At 46.0% G+C, this 19,623-nt stretch carries 18 protein-coding genes and 1 other annotated feature; of the genes, 14 read left to right on the forward strand and 4 right to left on the reverse strand.

Annotated elements, in window-relative coordinates; genetic code table 11:
- The first annotated feature begins 83 nt into the window (after positions 1-83).
- Together GON05_RS15695 and ytfJ are read left to right on the forward strand one after the other, a co-directional pair.
- A complete protein-coding gene (locus tag GON05_RS15695) occupies positions 84-791 on the forward strand; it encodes a DUF2953 domain-containing protein (RefSeq protein ID WP_221435235.1) in 708 nt (235 codons plus the stop codon).
- 116 nt (positions 792-907) lie between these two features.
- Complete coding sequence (gene ytfJ, locus GON05_RS15700; protein ID WP_157319969.1) at positions 908-1,402, forward strand: GerW family sporulation protein; 495 nt, start codon at positions 908-910, stop codon at positions 1,400-1,402.
- Positions 1,403-1,454: 52 nt separating this feature from the next.
- On the opposite strand, the gene GON05_RS15705 is transcribed toward ytfJ, so the two are convergent.
- Complete coding sequence (locus GON05_RS15705; RefSeq protein WP_157319970.1) at positions 1,455-2,750, reverse strand: ArsB/NhaD family transporter; 1,296 nt, start codon at positions 2,748-2,750, stop codon at positions 1,455-1,457.
- Between the two features lie 258 nt (positions 2,751-3,008).
- Between GON05_RS15705 and GON05_RS15710 the strand changes: the two genes are divergently transcribed.
- The 9 genes from GON05_RS15710 (at position 3,009) to GON05_RS15750 (ending at position 12,397) form a co-directional block, all read left to right on the forward strand.
- Positions 3,009-4,202: a D-alanyl-D-alanine carboxypeptidase family protein gene (locus tag GON05_RS15710; protein ID WP_157319971.1), complete on the forward strand. Its 1,194-nt coding sequence runs from the start codon at positions 3,009-3,011 to the stop codon at positions 4,200-4,202.
- A gap of 24 nt (positions 4,203-4,226) precedes the next feature.
- Positions 4,227-4,826 (forward strand): nucleoside recognition domain-containing protein, encoded by a 600-nt coding sequence (locus tag GON05_RS15715; RefSeq protein WP_127451185.1) that lies wholly within the window; start codon positions 4,227-4,229, stop codon positions 4,824-4,826.
- A 6-nt stretch (positions 4,827-4,832) separates the two neighbouring features.
- Positions 4,833-5,366 (forward strand): spore maturation protein, encoded by a 534-nt coding sequence (locus GON05_RS15720; RefSeq protein ID WP_127451186.1) that lies wholly within the window; start codon positions 4,833-4,835, stop codon positions 5,364-5,366.
- A gap of 61 nt (positions 5,367-5,427) precedes the next feature.
- Positions 5,428-6,174 carry a pseudouridine synthase gene (locus GON05_RS15725; protein ID WP_127451187.1) on the forward strand — a complete coding sequence of 249 codons (747 nt, stop codon included), beginning with the start codon at positions 5,428-5,430 and terminating at the stop codon, positions 6,172-6,174.
- Positions 6,175-6,260: 86 nt separating this feature from the next.
- Positions 6,261-6,794 carry a thiol-disulfide oxidoreductase ResA gene (gene resA, locus GON05_RS15730; protein ID WP_127451188.1) on the forward strand — a complete coding sequence of 178 codons (534 nt, stop codon included), beginning with the start codon at positions 6,261-6,263 and terminating at the stop codon, positions 6,792-6,794.
- 35 nt (positions 6,795-6,829) lie between these two features.
- Complete coding sequence (resB, locus tag GON05_RS15735) at positions 6,830-8,491, forward strand: cytochrome c biogenesis protein ResB (protein ID WP_127451189.1); 1,662 nt, start codon at positions 6,830-6,832, stop codon at positions 8,489-8,491.
- Complete coding sequence (ccsA, locus tag GON05_RS15740) at positions 8,488-9,747, forward strand: cytochrome c biogenesis protein CcsA (RefSeq protein ID WP_181646559.1); 1,260 nt, start codon at positions 8,488-8,490, stop codon at positions 9,745-9,747. Before resB ends, ccsA begins: the two co-directional genes overlap by 4 nt.
- A gap of 39 nt (positions 9,748-9,786) precedes the next feature.
- Positions 9,787-10,500, forward strand: coding sequence for a response regulator transcription factor (locus tag GON05_RS15745; RefSeq protein ID WP_127451191.1), 714 nt, complete (start codon positions 9,787-9,789; stop codon positions 10,498-10,500).
- A gap of 1 nt (position 10,501) precedes the next feature.
- Positions 10,502-12,397 (forward strand): HAMP domain-containing sensor histidine kinase, encoded by a 1,896-nt coding sequence (locus tag GON05_RS15750; protein WP_181646560.1) that lies wholly within the window; start codon positions 10,502-10,504, stop codon positions 12,395-12,397.
- A 125-nt stretch (positions 12,398-12,522) separates the two neighbouring features.
- Here GON05_RS15750 and serA read toward each other — a convergent pair whose 3' ends face one another.
- Positions 12,523-14,103, reverse strand: a complete 1,581-nt coding sequence (gene serA / locus GON05_RS15755; RefSeq protein ID WP_157319972.1) for a phosphoglycerate dehydrogenase — start codon at positions 14,101-14,103, stop codon at positions 12,523-12,525.
- Between the two features lie 73 nt (positions 14,104-14,176).
- Positions 14,177-14,409, reverse strand: a binding site (T-box leader).
- 238 nt (positions 14,410-14,647) lie between these two features.
- Here serA and GON05_RS15760 point away from each other — a divergent pair.
- Positions 14,648-14,971 (forward strand): rhodanese-like domain-containing protein, encoded by a 324-nt coding sequence (locus GON05_RS15760; protein WP_309492308.1) that lies wholly within the window; start codon positions 14,648-14,650, stop codon positions 14,969-14,971.
- Positions 14,972-15,048: 77 nt separating this feature from the next.
- Here GON05_RS15760 and GON05_RS15765 read toward each other — a convergent pair whose 3' ends face one another.
- Complete coding sequence (locus tag GON05_RS15765) at positions 15,049-15,969, reverse strand: hypothetical protein (RefSeq protein ID WP_157319974.1); 921 nt, start codon at positions 15,967-15,969, stop codon at positions 15,049-15,051.
- An 89-nt stretch (positions 15,970-16,058) separates the two neighbouring features.
- On the opposite strand from GON05_RS15765, the gene GON05_RS15770 reads away from it, so the two are divergent.
- Complete coding sequence (locus GON05_RS15770) at positions 16,059-16,670, forward strand: CPBP family intramembrane glutamic endopeptidase (RefSeq protein WP_157319975.1); 612 nt, start codon at positions 16,059-16,061, stop codon at positions 16,668-16,670.
- 305 nt (positions 16,671-16,975) lie between these two features.
- The gene (locus GON05_RS15775) at positions 16,976-18,634 is read left to right on the forward strand and encodes a stalk domain-containing protein (RefSeq protein WP_157319976.1); all 1,659 of its coding nucleotides are present in this window, start codon (positions 16,976-16,978) and stop codon (positions 18,632-18,634) included.
- Between the two features lie 57 nt (positions 18,635-18,691).
- Here GON05_RS15775 and GON05_RS15780 read toward each other — a convergent pair whose 3' ends face one another.
- Positions 18,692-19,549 carry a polysaccharide deacetylase family protein gene (locus GON05_RS15780; RefSeq protein WP_157319977.1) on the reverse strand — a complete coding sequence of 286 codons (858 nt, stop codon included), beginning with the start codon at positions 19,547-19,549 and terminating at the stop codon, positions 18,692-18,694.
- Positions 19,550-19,623 lie beyond the last annotated feature (74 nt).

A 19,623-nucleotide genomic window follows, 5' to 3' on the forward strand; every position in this document is an offset into this window, starting at 1 on the left:
TTTCATTTCCTAAATTAGCTCATACTAACTCTACTTGCCAGAAGATCACTTCTGGCTGTGGAGTTTTTTTGTTAAGGGGGAGAATGGGGTTGTTGTGGGTAGGATTCGTGCTTCTAATCGTCATCCTTGCCATTATCATTGCGCTGCTCAGTTTCATTCGGGGAGAGTTTTATTTCTCCAGAGTGAAAGATAATGACACACTTACTGTGGAGATGCGTGCTTTATTTGGATTAATCCGTTATCGCTATGTAATCCCCATCATACAGTTCAAGGGATTCACGAAAGGGATCCTGATCAAATCGGAAATTGTGAATAAAACATACGCAAAGCTGAAAGATGAGAGCAAGGATCATATTACGAAGGACAAAGTAATTCAATTTTATAAGGAAACCAAAGACTTGCTTGTTCATACGCTCAATTTGTATGATTGGACGCGGCAGACTTTAGCTAGAGTGGAATGTACCGAGTTAAAATGGGTAACGCGCGTCGGTGTGGGAGATGCTCCGGAAACGGCTATTACGACGGGAGCCATCTGGGGGATTAAATCGTCGCTCTTAGGCTTTACAATGCGCTATGTTCAGGTGAGGGCAACGCCGCGGGTAGACGTGATTCCGCAATTTAATGAGAAACACTTCTCAACGGAAGTACGGGTTGCTGCCCGAATCCGCGTCTGGCATATGGTTTTTGCAGGCGTCAGGCTGATGGTAAGGGCTGCTAAAGTAAAAGGCGGCATACGCACCTGGATTCAAATGGCTCTGAAAGCAAGGTCAAGATTTAAAACAGCTTCGTGATGTACATAACGATATTCCTCTAAGGGTACTCTAAAAAAGAACCAATATTGGTCTTAGACACTTAAGCTTCCGATGCCAGTTTTTAATGGCGAAAAACGCTAAGGAGGAATATTATCATGTCAGAACACCCGATTCAAGGACTCATGAAAGTCGCCATGGAAAATATCAAGGAAATGGTCGACGTTAACACGATTGTCGGAGACCCTGTTGAAACTCCGGATGGCAGTGTCATTATGCCAATATCCAAAGTTGGTTTCGGATTTGCAGCGGGCGGCAGCGAGTTCGTGACCGATTCTGAAATTGAAATTGAAGGCGGCACGATGGGCAAAAACGATGCATTGAACGCGAAGGTTGCCCTTCCTTTCGGAGGAGGCAGCGGCGGCGGGGTCTCCATTACACCGATTGCCTTCCTCGTTGTTGGTAAAAATGGCGTTAAAGTTGTTCCTCTCGACAACCAAACGCATATCCTGGAACGCCTCATCGATTCTGCGCCGCAGGTTGTAGACCGCATTCAAAGCATGGTCAAAGGCTTTAACACGAAAGCGGGCACAGTGGGAACAAACGGCGCTAACAACGTAACGAATATCGAGAATCAAAATTTCATCGTATAAGAATCGGTTATCGTCTGGGCTGTCCTCTGTGACAGCTTTTTTTTATGCGTGATCACAGCAAATAACGAAGATAAATGTAGACGTGCGCGAGCAGCAATGAAACCAGCGTAATAGGAACGCCTACTTTTAAAAACTCCAAATAACTAAAGCCTTTCCCCTCTTTGGCCGCTAGGCCAGCCACGATGACATTCGCTGACGCACCGATAATGGTGCCGTTTCCGCCTAAACATGCGCCTAAAGCAAGCGACCACCACAGTGTATTGATTGGCGCTGAATCTACGGCAAGGCCAAGCCCATCCGCCATATCTTTGATGAGCGGAATCATAGTTGCGACAAAAGGAATATTGTCGATGGTTGCCGAAGCCACTCCAGAACCCCAAAGGATGAGCAAGGAGGCGCTTTGAATGTTGCCTTCTGTTACATCCAGGGCAAGCATGGCCAGCTTTTTAATCAGTCCAACTTCTTGCAATCCCCCCACTAAGCTAAATAATCCCGCGAAAAAGAAAATCGTCACCCACTCGATCGAAGCGAAAGCTTTCTCGATATCGTGTTCTTTTAATCCGAAAAGCATAAGTAATATCGCACCTGTTATCGCAACGACGGCCGCGTCGACATGAATGACCGCATGAAGCATAAAACCGATGAGGGTCAGCGCTAAAACAATCAAGGATTTGACCATGAGCCGCTGATCTTGGATGGTCTCCCGTTCATTCATTTCCATCAGTTTGGCTTGCAATACGGGATTGGGATGCATCTGTTTGCGGAACATGAGGTAAAGCATGACAAGCGATACAATCATAATAATGAGTGCGATAGGGCCAAGATGAAGGAGAAAAGCATTAAACGTTAAATGCGGATTCGCGGACCCGATCATAATATTAGGCGGATCGCCTATTAATGTAGCTGTTCCACCGATATTGGAAGCAATGATTTCAGCCATCAGAAAGGGGACAGGATTTATTTCCAATATGCGCGTAATCGCGATGGTAACAGGGACAACAAGCAAAACCGTCGTTACATTGTCCAAAAGGGCAGAACCAAAAGCGGTTAACGTGGATAGAACAAGCAGGATCTTCATCGGATCGCCTTTGACGGCTTTGGCCGCGCGTATGGCAACAAACTGAAAGACACCTGTCTGGTTGGTGATACCCACAAGGATCATCATTCCGATTAAGAGCGTGATGGTTTCCCATTCAATGTACTTCTCGAAAATTTTATGAACATCCAGAATACCTGCGAAAACCATGATCACAGCACCCAATAAGGCGATCGCGGCACGGTTGACTTTTTCCGAAATAATGAGCGCATAAGTGACTAAAAAAATAATAAGTGCTATCCAAGTAAGCATAATAAACCTCCATCTTCTTCCATTTTAGTTATGGCACAAGCACGCAGATACTAAACCTTTTTCCCAGTATTATCCGAAAAATGGCAAAAAGGAGCCTGCAATGACAGGCTCCTCCGGTGATCTCGTTATTCAATTCCAACTCATTATACCGATGGTTTCTCCTTTTGTAAATAACAGGACTTGGACATATCCCCATTTCCAAAGCATATACTTGTACAAAGTTTTTGTCTTGTCTATTTGGTAAGTAGGGGGATAACGATGAAGAAAAGAGTCGGGTTCATCATCTTGTGCAGCGCATTGATCAGTCTATTGCTCGCACCTTGGGCGCAAGTGGAAGCAGCGCCGCCAGGCATTCGTACCAATGCGGTTGGTGCCTCGCTCATTGACGTGGAGTCTGGACGCATCCTTTATAGTGAAAAAGGGGACACGCCTATGCGGATTGCCTCCTTGACCAAAATCATGACCGCCATTATCGCGATTGAACAAGGGAAGTTGAACGATAAAGTGAAGGTTAGCAAAACGGCCTTCGGCAAAGAGGGCTCATCCATCTACCTGAAGCTTGGCGAAGAGATGAGACTGCATGATATGCTGTATGGCTTGATGCTTCGTTCGGGGAATGACGCAGCTACAGCCATTGCCGAAAATGTGGGCGGAAGCGTGGAAGGTTTCGTCTATCTGATGAACGAGAAAGCGCGTTCGCTTGGCATGGATCATTCGCATTTTACGAATCCATCGGGGCTCGATGAAGGGGAAGGCCACCGTTCCAGTCCTAACGATATGGCCAAGCTTACGGCTTATGCGCTCAAGAATCCGGTGTTCAAGGAAATTGTCTCGACGAAGCTGAAAAAAGTGCCGAACCCGAATGAAGCCTGGGATTATTCGTGGTTGAACAAAAACAAGATGCTCTCTCTTTTTGAAGGAGCGGACGGTGTGAAAACAGGGTATACAAAGCTTGCGAAGCGCTGCCTTGTTTCTTCAGCGACCAGGAACGGTCAACAGCTCGCCGTCGTCACGCTGAATGATGGCGATGATTGGGCCGATCATGCAAGGCTGCTGCAATACGGTTTTACCTATTATCCGCTGCAGACAATCGTGGGCAAAGGCGATGCCGTCGAGGGAACGCCATGGGTAGCGGGTAGAACGTTCTCTTACCCGCTGGCAGAAGGCGAAGCATCTCAGTTGACGCATCAAGTGAAACTGGTTGATCCTTCTTCCACGGCATACCGGTTGGCTGAGCGGGGGAGCATACAGTTTTCATTGCAGCAGCAACTGATTCAATCGGTGCCGCTATACGATAAAGCGAGTCCGTTATTACAAGCGCAGAGCCAGTCCACGTTCTCTTTTCAAGAGAGCAAACCTTACCAAGAAACGCTGCTAACCCATTATAGTTTAATTTGCCGGATGTTAATTCAGGAGTTGTTTTCAATCTCTAGATCAGAGTGGGCGGACTAGAGGGCTCACAAGGAGGCCATCGATATGGTGAATTGGATTTGGTTGTTTTTTATCGTCATCGGCTTCGTTGTTGCTGCTTTGAATGGGAATGTTGAAGCCGTGACGCAAGCTGCTTTCGATGGCGCAAAAAGCGGTGTGACGGTTTGCTTCGGACTCATTAGCGTGCTCGTTTTTTGGATGGGAATGATGCGAATTGCCGAAGATGCCGGCCTGCTTAGCAAGCTTGCCAGATTGCTGCAGCCTGCGGTGCGATTTTTGTTCCCAAGCGTCCCCAAAAACCATCCGGCTATCGGTTATATCATGTCGAACATGAGCGCCAACATTCTTGGTCTGGGCAATGCGGCAACGCCGATGGGCATTAAGGCCATGCAAGAGCTGCAGAAGTTGAATGCGGATAAAGACACGGCAAGTACAGCGATGTGTACGTTGCTTGCGTTGAATACGTCAAGCATCACGTTAATTCCTACAACGTTAATTGCCATACGCATGAATTACAATTCCGTCAATCCTGCGGAAATCGTGGGTACGACGCTGATTGCTACGATCATCTCGACGGCCGTTGCTATTTTTGTGGACCGATGGTACCGAAGGTCTCGCTCTCCCATCCCTCCGCTGAAAGGATGATTCCGCATGTATGCCTTCGTTTCGCTCATCTCTGCATGGGCTATTCCCATCATGATCGTGTTCATCCCTTTATATGCGGCTTATCGCAAAGTGCCTGTCTATGAATCGTTCGTTGATGGCGCCAAAGAGGGCTTTGATACGGCGATCAAAATCATTCCGCATCTGGTCGGCATGATGGTCGCCATTTCCGTCTTCCGCGCTTCGGGGGCGATGGATTTGTTAATCGGCTGGATGCGGCCTTTCTTTGAAAGCATTGGTGTCCCTACCGAAGTGCTGCCGCTGGCGATTTTACGGCCGATCACCGGAGCGGGTTCGCTCGCATTTACGACCGATTTGATTGAACAATTTGGTCCGGACTCGATGATTGGCCGAATCGCTTCTACCGTTCAAGGCAGCACGGATACAACTTTATATGTAATTACGGTGTATTTTGGAGCCATTGGCATTCGTAAGGCAGGGTATGCTTTGAAGGTAGGGCTTATTTCAGATATTGTCGGCTTCGTTGCATCGATTGTCATCTGCTATTTAGTGTTTAGCTGAGCCGGCGCTCTTGTGATTTGCAGTCAACTCCGTTATCATTAGCTTGAGGTGAAAGCGGATAATGGAAAGACTGCAAAAGGTATTAGCCGAAGCGGGGGTCGCCTCCCGCCGGAAATGTGAAGAAATCATCACTGCGGGGCGTGTACAAGTGAACGGTGAAGTTGTCACAACGCTTGGCGTGAAGGTGAACCCGGCTGAGGATGAAATCAGAGTCGATGGACGAGCTATCGGCCAACAAAAGAAGATTTATGTGATTTTACATAAACCGAAGGGTGTCATTACAAGCGCGACGGACCCTGAGGGACGTAAAGTAGTTACAGACTTCTTGCCAGGAATCAAAGAACGCGTGTATCCGGTCGGACGATTGGATTATGATACGGAAGGTTTGCTCATTTTAACCAATGACGGGGAATTTGCTCATCTGCTCACGCATCCTAAGCATCATGTGCCGAAGACGTATCAAGCAACTGTCAAAGGAGTGCCGCACGGGACGTTATTAGACAAGCTAAAAACGGGCATACAGTTAGAAGACGGGATGACAGCGCCGGCTGAGGTTGAGTATGCGGATGTGAATTTAGAGAAGAATGAGTCCGTCATTCAGATCACGATCTACGAAGGCAGGAATCGGCAAGTCAGACGGATGTTTGAGGCGATTTCCTTCCCGGTGATTCGTTTGAAACGGATTAAATTCGGTCCAATCTTTCTTACAGGCTTGCCAAGAGCGAAGTTTCGCCACTTGACGCCCAAAGAGGTTGAAGAGCTTAGGAACGAGGCTCTCAAGACACATAACGTTCAAAAAGGCCAATAAGAATTGGCCTTCTTTTCGTTATAATAAAGGTATTACCCTATGTGAAAAATCTAACATAGCTAAAGAAAAAGTGAAGGTGATTAATCGTGGGTGCAAGAAAGAAATGGGTACAGATCGGGATCTTTGCGATCGTGCTTATTATTGGCGTGTTTACCATTATTACGAATTTGTCGGCTTCTGACAGTAAAAAATACCCCCAAGTTGGCGACAAAGCGACGAACTTCTCATTAGTCGGCTTAGATGGCAAGACACATGAGTTATCGGAATACAAGGGAAAGCCGGTTTTAATTAATTTCTGGGGCACTTTTTGTCCGCCGTGTAAGGAAGAAATGCCTGCGCTGCAAAAGCAGTATGACAAATGGAGCAAAGAAGGCGTTATTTTCCTGGAAGTAAATGTCGACAAAAACAAAGTGACCGTTCAAGGCTTCATGGATCAGTATAACTTGAACATGCCTGTACTGTTGGATGCGAAAGAAGTTGTGCGCAAGCAATATGGCGTAATGGACTATCCGACGACCTTCTTTATCGGCGCAGACGGCAAAGTAGCCGTCAAAAAAATTGGGCAAATGACCGAAGCTTTTGTCGATGAAACGCTATCGAAGCTTGCCGTTAAGTCTTAATAGAAGTGAATGCTTAGAGTTTTCAGGAGGTCATCATGTTCTACAACACCAAATGCGATTGTGGGCATCAGAACCCCACAGGAACTACGCTCTGTGAATCCTGCGGCAATCCGCTGATCGATACGGATGGCAGAGATATACTTGAAATGCGCTATGACGGTATGGCCCGCCGCTCGCAGAAATCGAACCCCTCAATTTTAGATAAAGTCTGGAATTTCTTCTCCTCGGTTAAAATAGCGGTATGGATTATTTTCATCACCTTGCTAGCTTCTGCCGTTGGCACGATATATCCGCAGGAAAACACATTTTTGGATATGGATCCTGCGCAATATTATTCGGAAACGTACGGGAAACTGGGAACAATTTATCATTTTCTTGGACTCTCGCACACATTCAGCTCATGGTGGTTCATCACCTTGCTATTTATGATCGGGACGTCGCTTGTCATCTGCAGTTTGGATCGTGTTTTGCCGCTCTACCGCGCATTATCCAAGCAGCAAATCCGCAAGCATCTCAATTTCTTGACCCGGCAAAAGGTGACCCTAGTGACCGACTTGCCGTCAGGTACAGATGAGGAAGCATGGACCGATAAGCTCGGCGTGATTTTACGCAAAAAAAATTACCGCATACATAAAGATGGGACGGCACTGCTTGCCGAGAAATACCGTTTCAGCCGTTGGGGCCCATATATTAACCACATTGGCCTTATTATTTTTCTGATCGGTGTCTTGATGAGAAGCATCCCGGGCTGGCATATGGATGAGTATATGGGTATTTTGGAAGGTGAAACCAAAGCCATCCCCCATACTTCTTATTTTATAAAAAATGAAAAATTTACGTTAGAGCTTTATGACGAAAAAGATTTGCCAGAAAGCATAAAGTCCAAGGGACAAATCGTTCCCAAAACGTATGAAACACAGGCTGTCTTGTATCACTGCTCGGCGAATTGTGACGATTCAACGAAAGAGCCGGTTTTAGAAGAAGTGCATAAAGCCAATATTCTGGTGAATCATCCTCTGGATTATAAAGGCTTGCAAGCGTATCAATTTGACTACAAAGCCACACCGCTCCTGATTTCAGTCAAACCAACACTTAGCAATCCTGCAACAGGTGAAACGTATGGAAGCTTCGATCTGCCGATGAATAATCCGAAGGATGTTTATCAAGTTGGCCCTTATAAGCTGACTTTAAAAGGGTTCTTCCCTGAGTTTGGGCTAGAGAAAGGACAACCTATCTCCAAGTCGAATGAGCCGAAAGCTCCGGCATTTATTTTTAGCATCACAGGTCCGGGATTGGCGGCCAATGGTGAACCGTATTTGTATTTCCCAAGACAAATTGACAAAGAAGCGTTCTCCCAAGATACGATTAACGGTGCGATCAGCCAGAAGCTAAAGATTGCCGTTGGGACTATGGAAGGCGTCCAGTTTGCCAACTATACGACTTACCTTAACATTCGTGTTGACAAAGCAATGCCTTATATCTGGGTAGGATCTGCGATCTTCATGATTGGGGTCATTATGGGCTTCTACTGGCAGCATCGCCGTATCTGGATTCGCATCGACCAAGGTAAACTTACGCTCGGCGGACATACGAACAAAAACTGGTTCGGCTTACGCAATGAGGTTGCAGCAGCCTTAAAGAAAAATAATTTGGACATACTGCCGAAATCATTAGACAATGGAGGGAACCAGGGGTGAATGTCAATTCAGTCAGCAGCACCTTTTTACTTATCGCATTTTTCGTTTACCTGGCAGCATTTTTGCTTTTCGTCCTCTCGATTACCGGGAAAAAGTGGAGCAATCGTGATCCGGAGCAGCATCAGAAACAGTGGGGCTTCGTAGCCTTCCTTACCTCTGTTGTCGGATTTGCTTGCCAAGTGACATTCTTCTTTACAAGATGGGCGGAAGGGAATCACATTCCGACTTCGAATATGTACGAATTCATGACCTTCCTCGGGATGATGATCATGTTCGCTTTCTTGATCGTCTATCTCATTTATCGAACGCCTGTACTTGGTGTTTTCGCATTGCCGATCGGTTTTATTATCATTGCATATGCCTCTGTCTTCCCAAGCGAGGTTCAGCCTCTGATTCCGGCACTGCAAAGTTACTGGCTGAAGATCCATGTAACGACAGCGGCAACCGGCGAAGCCTTCTTCGGAGTCGGTTTTGCTGGCGGACTTATGTATCTCCTGCGTGCCGTGGACTTTAAAGGCACCACCCAAACAGATAAGCGTGAACAAAGAGGCGTAGAGCTAACACTCTTTTTTATCCTAATGCTAATCGCTTTTATTGCTTCTATTTTTACATTTAACGGTTCGGGCTATAAAGCTGTATTCTCCAAAGAAGTGACGGTTATGGATGCGCAAGGGCAGCAGCAAACGAGCACTCAAGAAGAGACTTTCGTTCTGCCGCCAATTGTGAAGCCTTATGATACGAAAGTTGTTGAAATGAAGCCGTTCTTGGGCATGAAGGAACCGCTATTTACAGCACCGTCCTGGATGGAAGGCGCAAGCGCGGGGCGTAAGTTGAACACGGTAATTTGGTCCGTTCTTGGAGGTCTAGTCCTTTATTGGCTGGCTCGACTGATAGCCCGCAAACCGTTAGGGGCTGCTATTGGCCCTATCGTGAAAGGGATGGATCCTGAGGATCTCGATGAAATCAGTTATCGCGCTATTGCCATCGGCTACCCGATTTTCACATTGGGCGCATTGATTTTTGCGATGATTTGGGCTCAGGAAGCGTGGGGACGATTCTGGGGCTGGGATCCCAAAGAAGTGTGGGCACTGATTACTTGGTTATTTTATGCCGTATTTTTACATCTTCGGTTGTCCAAAGGCTGGCAAGGCAAGAAGTCAGCTTGGTTAACCGTTATCGGTTTTATCGTGGTTATGTTTACGTTAGTTGGGGTAAACCTTGTTATCGCTGGGCTGCACTCCTATGCAGGTGTATAAATCAAATCGAACTTAATTTAGATAAGGATGTGAAGCTCCATGGAAATGAAAGCTAGCATACTCGTTGTTGATGATGAAGAACGAATTCGGAGACTGCTCCGCATGTATTTAGAAAAAGAGGGCTATATCATTGAAGAAGCAGAGGATGGAGAGAACGCTCTGCGCATGGCGACAGAAACGGACTATGATCTGGTGCTTCTTGATGTAATGCTCCCAGGAATAGATGGAATTGAAGTGTGTGCGCGTCTTCGCCAGGTGAAATCTACGCCTGTCATTATGCTGACCGCCAAAGGGGAGGAAACGAACCGTGTCAGCGGATTTGAAGTGGGTGCGGACGACTATGTCGTGAAGCCGTTCTCTCCACGCGAAGTGATTTACCGGGTTAAAGCCATTTTGCGCCGTTCCTCAGCGACGGCCTATCTGTCTAAGGATGCAAGCTCAAGCAACAATATCGTGTTTCCAAACCTGATCATTGAACATGATGCCCATCGTGTAACGGCAGGTGGCCAGGAAGTGGCGTTGACGCCAAAAGAATACGAACTGCTGCATTATTTGGCTGTGTCACCGGATAAAGTGTTCTCACGTGAGGAGCTTTTGAAGGATGTTTGGAACTATGAATTTTTTGGAGATTTGCGGACGGTCGATACCCATGTGAAAAGACTCCGCGAAAAATTAAACAAAGTTTCCCCGGATGCTGCTGCGATGATTACGACCGTGTGGGGAGTAGGCTATAAGCTAGAGGTGCCTAAATAACGTGTTTATATTCAGAAGCGTCGTAGGTAAGCTTTGGTTGACCATCATTGGCCTAGTTGGGGTAGTACTGCTCATACTAGGTCTTTTTCTTGTCAATTATATGGAAAATTATTTCTCCCAAGCCAAGGATCAAACCGCCAATATTGAGAAGCTTGCTCGGAATTTCTCAGAAGAAGCCTCTCATCATATGTATAATGAACAGTTTTATCAGTTGAGCAATGAACTACTAGGTTTTCAGGATGCGAAAATGCTGGTGATTTCCAAGGATATGAAGGAAATGACGTTGCCATCCACCCTGGGAAATACGTTAGGTGGTTTCCACGCCAAGGATCTGTATACGGATGCTGAACTACAACGTGTATTTGCCGGTGAAACCATTGACAAATCAATTAACAAGTCCAAAATTGGCCGTTTAAAAGCCGGTGAAGAGTATCTGGTTGTAGCTGTTCCGCTGAAAAATTTGCAGGGCAGCATCGCTGGAGCGACGATTATTTATCAATCCTTGCAATCTCTTGAAGCGACACAGTCTTACATGCTCAGATTGTTTATCTATGTGTCCATTGTTGGTTTTCTAATGACAACCTTTTTTGCCTTCTTCCTGTTCGCCAAAATTACAAGGCCGCTTCAGCAGTTGAAAAAAGCGGCGGATTTCATCACCAGAGGAGAATACGGGACCAGAGTACCTATTATTTCCAAGGATGAAATCGGTGAATTGGCCAAGACGTTTAACCATATGGGAGAGAAAATGCAGGAAAGCATCCGTGAGCTTTCCCAAGAGAAAGAGCACTTATCCAGCATTTTGCACAGTATGACCGATGCGGTAATCACTTTGGATGCGAATGGTTCTGTTATGCTGACGAATCCGCAAGGTGAGAAAATCGTGCAGGAGTGGAGCACCATCGAGTGGTCGGAGGATGATGAGGAGACCAAACGCTATCGTAAGCCTGATACAGCGCTCGGTGATTGGGGATTGACCAGCTACAGCAATCCGTTCCTGGTTCCGATTCCCGTCCCGCTGATTCCGCTTTTTGAAGCGGTTGTGGACGAATCATCGGAAGCCGCAACCAAGCTCCATGTGCAGAACGGCGTATGGTCTGTTGCGATGACGCCGTTATACATGAGCGAGCAAAGCGAAGAGGTCCGCGGCGCGGTAGCGGTTCTCCGTAATGTGACGGAGGAAGAGCTCCTCGACAAGCTGCGCAAAGATTTTGTGGCGAACGTCTCGCATGAGCTGCGTACGCCGATCTCGATGCTACAGGGCTATAGTGAAGCCCTGCTGGATGATATCCCCACCACGCCGGAAGAGCGCATGGAGCTTGTGCAGGTCATCCACGATGAGTCGCTCCGCATGGGACGCCTCGTCCGTGACCTGCTCGATCTGGCGCGGATGGAGGCCGGCCATCTCGAGCTGGTATTCAGGGAGGTCGAAGTCGACTCCCTGATCCGGCGCATGCACCGCAAGTTTTCGGTGCTGGCCAAAGAGCGTGGCATCGCGCTAAGCATGGCGCTGCCGGATGAGCCCCTCATCCTCGAACGAGGGGATGAGGACAGGCTCGAGCAGGTGCTGACGAACCTGCTCGATAATGCTTTCCGGCATACGGCCTCAGGGGCCAGTATTGCCGTGAAAGCGGAGCGGGCTAAGTATAAGAATAAGCCCGCAATACGCATTGAGGTCTCCGACCAGGGGCAGGGGATACCTGCCAATGACCTGCCGTTCATCTTCGAACGGTTCTACAAAGCCGATAAAGCCCGTACGCGCGGTTCATCGGGAGGAACAGGCTTGGGTCTTGCCATCGTTAGAAATATTATAGAATCGCATTTCGGCATCGTTACAGCCCAAAGTGTTCTGGGGCAAGGAACAACGTTCACGATTATACTGCCTTGTGAACCCAATTAATGTCACAAATTCGACACAAAAGAGGCGTTTGCTGTGAAAACTCACAGCAAACGCCTTTCATTTTGTAGAATATTCAGACAAAATCTTGTTGTTCGTGAAACACTTTGTACCTTTAAGCGAGTGCTTTATACTTTAAGCGCACGAACATTCACGATTTCGGCTTGGGTCGACAGTTCTGCCAACACTTCAGCTGGAGCCGATTTGTCGATTGTCAGAACCATGATCGCGGAACCGCCAATCACTTTACGACCTACTTGCATCGTTGCAATGTTCACGTTGTTGCTTCCAAGCAGTGTTCCTACGCGACCGATGATCCCTGGTTTATCATTGTGGGAGATAAGCAGCAGGTTTCCTTCAGCAGAGAAGTCAACCGGATATTGATCGATACGCACGATACGTTCGCCATAACCGGAAAGCAAAGTTCCAGCAAGCGTTTTTTCTTCTTGTTTTGTTTTTACGGTAACTGTTACAAGGTTTGTGAAAGAGCTGGATGTATTTGAAGTTTGAACAACGATGTTCACATCGCGTGATTTAGCCAAGTGCATCGCGTTGACGATGTTGATGCCTTCCAATTGGTTCTCGAAAACACCTTTAACAATGTAACGAGTTAATTGGCTTGTATCTACATCAACGAGATCGCCTGCATAATTGACGACAATTTCATATACAGCGCCTTGCGCGATTTGGCCCAGAATCGAACCGATCTTTTCGCCAAGTCCGAAGTAAGGTTGAAGTTTGTTCAAAACATTTGCCGGTACTGGCGGCAAGTTAACCGCATTTTTGAACGGCTCGTTGCGCAGGATATGAAGAACTTCTTCAGAAACGTCAATCGCCACGTTTTCTTGCGCTTCAATCGTAGAAGCACCAAGGTGAGGAGTTACGATTACTTTTGGATTGTTCAAGAACGGGTGATCCTTCTGCGGAGGTTCTACTTCGAATACGTCAAAAGCAGCACCAGCTACGATCCCTTGATCGATAGCTTCAACCATCGCCATTTCGTCAATAATTCCGCCGCGAGCACAGTTGATCAGGCGCATGCCTGGTTTCATGATCTCGAATTGAGGCTTGGAAATTAAGTGACGTGTTTCTGGCGTAAGTGGTGTGTGAACCGTGATGAAGTCGGCTTTCGCTACGATTTCATTAACAGTGCCAAGCTTAACGCCCAGTTTCTCAGCGCGCTCTTCTGTCAAGAACGGGTCATACCCGATAACTTCCATACCGAATACTTTCGCACGTTTTGCTACTTCACTCCCGATACGTCCCATTCCGAGGATACCGAGTGTTTTGTTGCGAAGCTCAACACCGATAAATTTGCGGTCCCATTCGCCGCCGACTGTTTTCTTATAGGCTTGTGGAATCATACGAGCTGTAGACATCATCATGGCAAAAGTAAGCTCGCAAGTTGCAATTGTATTGCCGTCTGGTGCATTGATAACAATAATACCGCGTTTTGTTGCAGCTTCGAGATCAATGTTGTCGACGCCCACACCAGCGCGGCCGATTACTTTTAATTTTGACCCCGCACTCATAATTTTCTCTGTTACTTTCGTTTGGCTGCGAACCAGGAGAGCATCATATTCGCCAATGATGGCAACAAGCTCATCTTCGGATAGACCCGTTTGTTTTACCACTTCAACGTCAGCTGCATCATAAAGCATTTGAATTCCCATGTCACTAATTGGATCGGATACTAGAACTTTGTACATCATTCGAACCTCCTTAGAATATGAACATAAAAAAAACTCCCAACCCTCCGGAACAGACACGGATGTCTATATCCAAAGGGACGAGAGATTGCTTTCGTGGTACCACCCTAGTTCGCTGCCCATTCGCATGAGAAGCCTCAATCGGTCTTGCGACCTGGAACTGTAACGTGTTCCTGTTCCGATTGCATCTACTTTCGTTCAATGCAATAACTCTGGAGTGCTCCGCAAAATGTTCGCTACCGATTCGCACCAACCATCGGCTCTCTGAAAACTACTTTACTTGCTTGGCTCCGTCAACGCTTTACTGTGATAGAATTTTCATTAGATTACCATGCTGTTGAAATCGTGTCAATACATGTCGAATCATTTTCATCAAATTCACATGAAAGCCATATTTGACAACGATGCGAAAGCATTTTTGTTTATTTTAAAGCAAGGATCCTCAGAAAGCAATGGTATTTTTGCTTGAATTTTACTACGATTTTCGCTATTGTACTGGATAAATAGGTATTGCATTGCAGCAGGTAAGAAAGGAAGTGCTCTAGTGGAGATTGCCAGTATTCACCCACAGAAGTTTGTTGAAGCATTGGATCAACGGACATTGAAGGATAGCATCATTATCGATGTGAGGGAACCCCATGAATGGGATTATTATCATCTGGATGAAGCCAAACTGATCCCAATGGGACAAATCCCCCATCGTTTAGGCGAACTGCCGGAAGATCAGGACATTTATCTCGTATGTGCACATGGCGTGCGCAGCTATCGGGTTGCTGAGTATTTGCAAGAGAACGGCATAGAGCGCGTTATTAATGTTGACGGTGGAATGGCAGCAGTTGGGATGCTACGTGGATTTCAATACGACTGAGCTTCATTATTGGCACCAATAAGGAGTTAAGCACCTTGAGGCCGCTTAACTCCTTTTTGCTCATGTTATGTATTCGTTTAAGTGACATCCGAGAAGAAAGGGAGCTGTGGCAGCGGTTCGTTCGCATACCATTTGGCTTTGCCTTTCACAAAATCGCCGGATCGAACGGCATTCGTACTAAGCAGAAGGTCCATCGTTTGATTGACATCATTCACGTTCAGTTTCTTGGCTTCTCCGGAGGCGATAAATTCATCTATACGAATCGTCAAATCCTGTGGGTAAAAGGGAGCAAACGATTTGTTTTTCAGCAATTTTGCTGTGATGTACAGATTTTTGACATTTAGATTCATTGCACGCCATTGATCTAAGTTCGCATTATTGTTAGGGTCGAAGTTTTCAATATCAGGATCGATTGTGCCATTCCATGCAACAATAGAATCAAAGTAATTTTTCTGAGCTGTTAGCGCTTGTGTTTTGGCTTCTACGAAATAAGCATCTTTTTGAATAGCATCAAGCAGCTGTGGTCCGCTTAGCCCATTGGCTTTGCTCTGATATCCTTTCAATGTATCCGCAAAGAGCTTCAAGCTCTTGAGATATCCTTGATGGGATTGGACGAGAAGCGGCGAGGTCGCCGGCATATTTTTGCTTTGGAGGGCGGTATATTTCTCGTCAGCCAGCTTGCTCAATTCTTTGAGAACGGCCGAGGCATCGACGGTTGAATTGCCGGCTTCGATTTGACTCATTAATTCAAACCATTTATTCTGAAATTCCCTAAAGGGCAAAAAGATGGTATGGTAATAAGAAACGAGAACTTGCTGGTCGTAGGCCCCATATTCTTGAGCAACTGCTTTGTCAGCGTGCAATATTTTCTCGTATTTCTGATCCGATTTTTCCTGCCCGATTTTCAATCCGTAGAAGAAGGCGCCAAGGATACAAACAAGCATAAAGATAAACATGAGGGCAAATAAATAATCAGTGCGGGTAAGACGCTTATCCATAATCAAGCTCCTTATTCTCTCTTTTTCTTTTAACTTAGTATAGGTGAAATAGGTATAAAAGGGAATATGTGAGGAAAGAGGCTGCATCTATGAAAAAATTCGATTTTAAGAATATCCGCTTCGGAAAAGTCGATGTGAATGATCTCAATGACCGAACTTTACTGCTCAATCTGTACATAACCCAAGTGCTTACGCTTATTATCGGAATTATCATCATTTTTTTTCAGAGCAATCATAACTTTATTTCCATGTTCACGATTCAGGGCGGTTGGAAAATCCCGATTTGGGGGACTTTATTTGCAATAGCCGTTCTTGGGATTGATATGTTAATCTCAAGGTGGGTGCCCAAAGAAGTGTCTGATGACGGCGGAATCAATGAGATGATTTTCGGGCGGCGTCCGATCTGGCATATCGCGCTCATTTCATTTATTGTTGCCATATGCGAAGAAGTACTCTTTCGCGGAGCTATTCAGCATGCCTGGGGCCCTTATTGGACCAGTATATTGTTCGCGGCGATTCATATCCGCTATTTGCAGCATTGGCTCATGACAGGGATGGTGTTTAGTATAAGCTACGGCCTCGGCTGGATTTATTTACAAACGGGGAGCCTCTGGACGCCTATTATTGCCCATTTCATCATTGACTTTGTCATGGGATGCATACTTCGTTTTGGTAAGGAGGAGGAAGAACAGAGCACATGAATGCAGAGGGAAAAATGCCTTCTCGTTCTCAACGAAGGACGATTGAAATGGAGGAAGATGACACCTATTTACCGCCGCGGAAAGCAGTGCATCCCTCTGAACGGGGAAAATGGACCCAAATATTTTATGTTACATTGCTGTGGTTATTTGTAATTCTTGTCATTAGTTTAACAATATGGGGGATTAGGAACTATTCGTAAAATATGCCAGTTGAGTTAAGTTTGTGTTAAGTAAATAGAGAAGCTATGATAGATTCATAGCTTCTTTTTTATGGGCTCATTTTGTCATGGGAGGATTTAGTTGCAATGAATGCGATTCAAGCGAGAAGAAAATGGACTACTTCTGTCAAAATAATAGCTGCGCTTTTTGTTTTATTATCCAGTTTCATTTGGCCGTCAAAGCCGTCTTACGCGTTTTCCTATGGGTATTTGGCTTATCCGCAGGGAAATGTAGGCTTATTGAGACCGGATATCGGGGTGGATTTAGAGTTAAGTGAAGGGAAAACGCCAGACAGCTATCATTTTTATCTCAATGATCAGGAAGTGCAAGCTACTTACGATCCTGTTTCTGTTAAATATGTATATCAACCAAAGGAAGATTTGGCACCTGGCACATATTCAGCCCGTTTGTCTTTTAAATTTGACGGTTATGATCCTGTTCAAATGAATTGGAGTTTTACCGTGGTACAAGGTGCTGCCAAGCTATCTTCGGAGACAAGTCAGGAGCAGCAAGCAGGTTTGCAGGCGATTAATGATTATCGTCTCAAAATGGGCTTGCCCCAAGTAAAATTCAGTGATGCCCTGAATCTAGCGGCTCAGAAGCATGCGCAATATTTGTCGCAAAACAAAATCGATCCGATCAAAACGGCAGTTTCCCTGCATGATGAGGATCCGGCCCTGCCAGGCTATATCGGAAAGTCATTAAGAGAACGCTCGCAATTTATCGGATACGCTCGTGCGAGCAGCGAGGATGTTGCTTACAATCAGGTTTCGCTCGTTGAAGCCATTGATAGTTTGTTTGATGCGCCTTATCATCGAACGCCATTCATGGTCCCTGGTCTTGTCGAAATAGGTGTTTACCGAGTAGGAGCGTATCATGTGATTGAATTTGGATTCTCAGATGGTGCAGCACCTGAACTTGTTGTTTCGCCAGGAAGCAACGACGTTTATGTGCCAACCGTCTTTGATGGACACGAAACGCCAGATCCGATTCGTATTCATGCTGAAGAGGCCTATCCGGTCGGCTATCCGATCATGGCTTCAATCAATGGGCCGGACGTGAAAAAGGTGAGTTTGGACGAGGCAGAATTAAAGGATGAAAGTGGCCAACCGGTCAGCCTGCTGAAAAATGAACCTAGCACAGACGATCATTTGAGTACAGAAGTTATCCTGATGCCTTCTAAGCCGCTAACGTTGGATACGACCTATGAAGCGAAAGTTAAACTGACAGCAACAATGAAGGATGGCAGTACCAAGTCTTACGACAAGGAATGGACATTCCGCACAGAGCCGCGGGAAGGATTAGGTGTGCTAAAACTGCATAGTGATCCGGCTTCTTATGTCCTGCAAATGGGCAATTTCGGGCTTAATAGAAATCATACCGTTTCCTTCGCCTTGTCCGGCGATAAATATGTTCTTGACCTCATTCCATATACGATGAAACAGAAGCCTTATATTCAAGAGGGTACTTCGTTTCTATATATTCGAGATCTTGCCGCGGCACTTGGTGCAACGGTGGAGTGGGACGATAAGCTGAAGGCTGCGGTTTATAAGAAAAAAGACAAAACGATCATGTTCTATACAAACCGTGATGCGTATAGCTTAAATGGGGTGGAGCATCAAACAGGGGCCGCGGCCAAGTTGGTGAATGAAACAACGATGATCCCGGTTCGGCTATTGTCGGAAGCGCTTGGAGCGAAAGTCACCTATGTGGAAAGCTCGAAAACGGTCAATATCAGCTATTAATAGAAAAAGCTTTGCATGCCCTTTTGTGTTAGGAAAAAGGGCTGCAAAGCTTTTTTTTTATCGCATTTCGAGCTCAATGGCATTGGGATCGACGAACGAATACCCTTTCTCCTCTAACTGCGTCAGGAGGGTATCCAGGGCTTTGACCGTCCAAGGTAATTCATGCATCAGAATATTGCTGCCGCCATGCAGCTGCTTCATGACATTCTCAATGACTTTGTTCGGATCATTTTTTTGATTGGTCATTTCCCAATCCAATGAACCGTTTGACCAAGTCATATAGAGCATATGATTAGCTTTAATTTTGGCTTTCAAATAGTCATTTCCCGAACCAAATGGCGGGCGGAAAAATTGCGGAGCTTGCCCCGTCAAGTCTGTAATCGCTTTTTGAACATCGTCCACTTGCTGATCAATTTTGGCATTGGGCATGTCTTTCATATTGTCATGATCCCAAGCATGGTTGCCGATGACATTGCCGCTTTCATGGACGAGCTTAACGAGTTCGGGTTTTTGCTTAATTCGGTAGCCATTGAAAAAGAAAATCGCTTTCGCGTTATGTTTTTTGAGGATGTCGATTAACGATTGATTCATCTCTTTCTCTTTGGGTCCATCATCAAAAGTCAGGAGAATAATTTTTTTGTTTCCGTTAGGGTCATTGGGGACGATATCATAGTTTTTGTTCATATGATAGTCCTTCTTCACTTCTTGCGGGACTGCTTTCGTTGGCTCCGGCGTAAGTGTGGGAGCTGGTGTTTGGGTAGGTGCCGCCGTAGGAGTAGGGCTAGCAGCTGTCGTAGCTGCCGTTGTTGGTGTCGCACTGGCTGTGGAAACTGGGCTCTTAGCCGGTTGGCTTTCACTGCAGGCCGTTAGGAATATCATCATGCTGATCAACAGGACACTGGCTTTGTTAGTCATTTCTCGTTCTCCTCAGGCAAATTAACTTCTTATGTCTCTCCTTATAGTACCACATTTCTTCCAGAACATATCTC

Source organism: Paenibacillus anseongensis, from assembly GCF_009757995.1.
GTDB lineage: Bacteria > Bacillota > Bacilli > Paenibacillales > NBRC-103111 > Paenibacillus_E > Paenibacillus_E chondroitinus.

What these genes read in the sequence shown, in the direction of transcription:
- GON05_RS15695 (WP_221435235.1), top strand. Translation starts at nt 84, where the DNA reads ATGGGGTTGTTGTGGGTAGGATTCGTGCTTCTAATCGTCATCCTTGCC.
- ytfJ (WP_157319969.1), top strand. Translation starts at nt 908, where the DNA reads ATGTCAGAACACCCGATTCAAGGACTCATGAAAGTCGCCATGGAAAAT.
- GON05_RS15705 (WP_157319970.1), bottom strand. Translation starts at nt 2,750, where the DNA reads ATGCTTACTTGGATAGCACTTATTATTTTTTTAGTCACTTATGCGCTC.
- GON05_RS15710 (WP_157319971.1), top strand. Translation starts at nt 3,009, where the DNA reads ATGAAGAAAAGAGTCGGGTTCATCATCTTGTGCAGCGCATTGATCAGT.
- GON05_RS15715 (WP_127451185.1), top strand. Translation starts at nt 4,227, where the DNA reads ATGGTGAATTGGATTTGGTTGTTTTTTATCGTCATCGGCTTCGTTGTT.
- GON05_RS15720 (WP_127451186.1), top strand. Translation starts at nt 4,833, where the DNA reads ATGTATGCCTTCGTTTCGCTCATCTCTGCATGGGCTATTCCCATCATG.
- GON05_RS15725 (WP_127451187.1), top strand. Translation starts at nt 5,428, where the DNA reads ATGGAAAGACTGCAAAAGGTATTAGCCGAAGCGGGGGTCGCCTCCCGC.
- resB (WP_127451189.1), top strand. Translation starts at nt 6,830, where the DNA reads ATGTTCTACAACACCAAATGCGATTGTGGGCATCAGAACCCCACAGGA.
- GON05_RS15745 (WP_127451191.1), top strand. Translation starts at nt 9,787, where the DNA reads ATGGAAATGAAAGCTAGCATACTCGTTGTTGATGATGAAGAACGAATT.
- serA (WP_157319972.1), bottom strand. Translation starts at nt 14,103, where the DNA reads ATGTACAAAGTTCTAGTATCCGATCCAATTAGTGACATGGGAATTCAA.
- GON05_RS15765 (WP_157319974.1), bottom strand. Translation starts at nt 15,969, where the DNA reads ATGGATAAGCGTCTTACCCGCACTGATTATTTATTTGCCCTCATGTTT.
- GON05_RS15770 (WP_157319975.1), top strand. Translation starts at nt 16,059, where the DNA reads ATGAAAAAATTCGATTTTAAGAATATCCGCTTCGGAAAAGTCGATGTG.
- GON05_RS15775 (WP_157319976.1), top strand. Translation starts at nt 16,976, where the DNA reads ATGAATGCGATTCAAGCGAGAAGAAAATGGACTACTTCTGTCAAAATA.
- GON05_RS15780 (WP_157319977.1), bottom strand. Translation starts at nt 19,549, where the DNA reads ATGACTAACAAAGCCAGTGTCCTGTTGATCAGCATGATGATATTCCTA.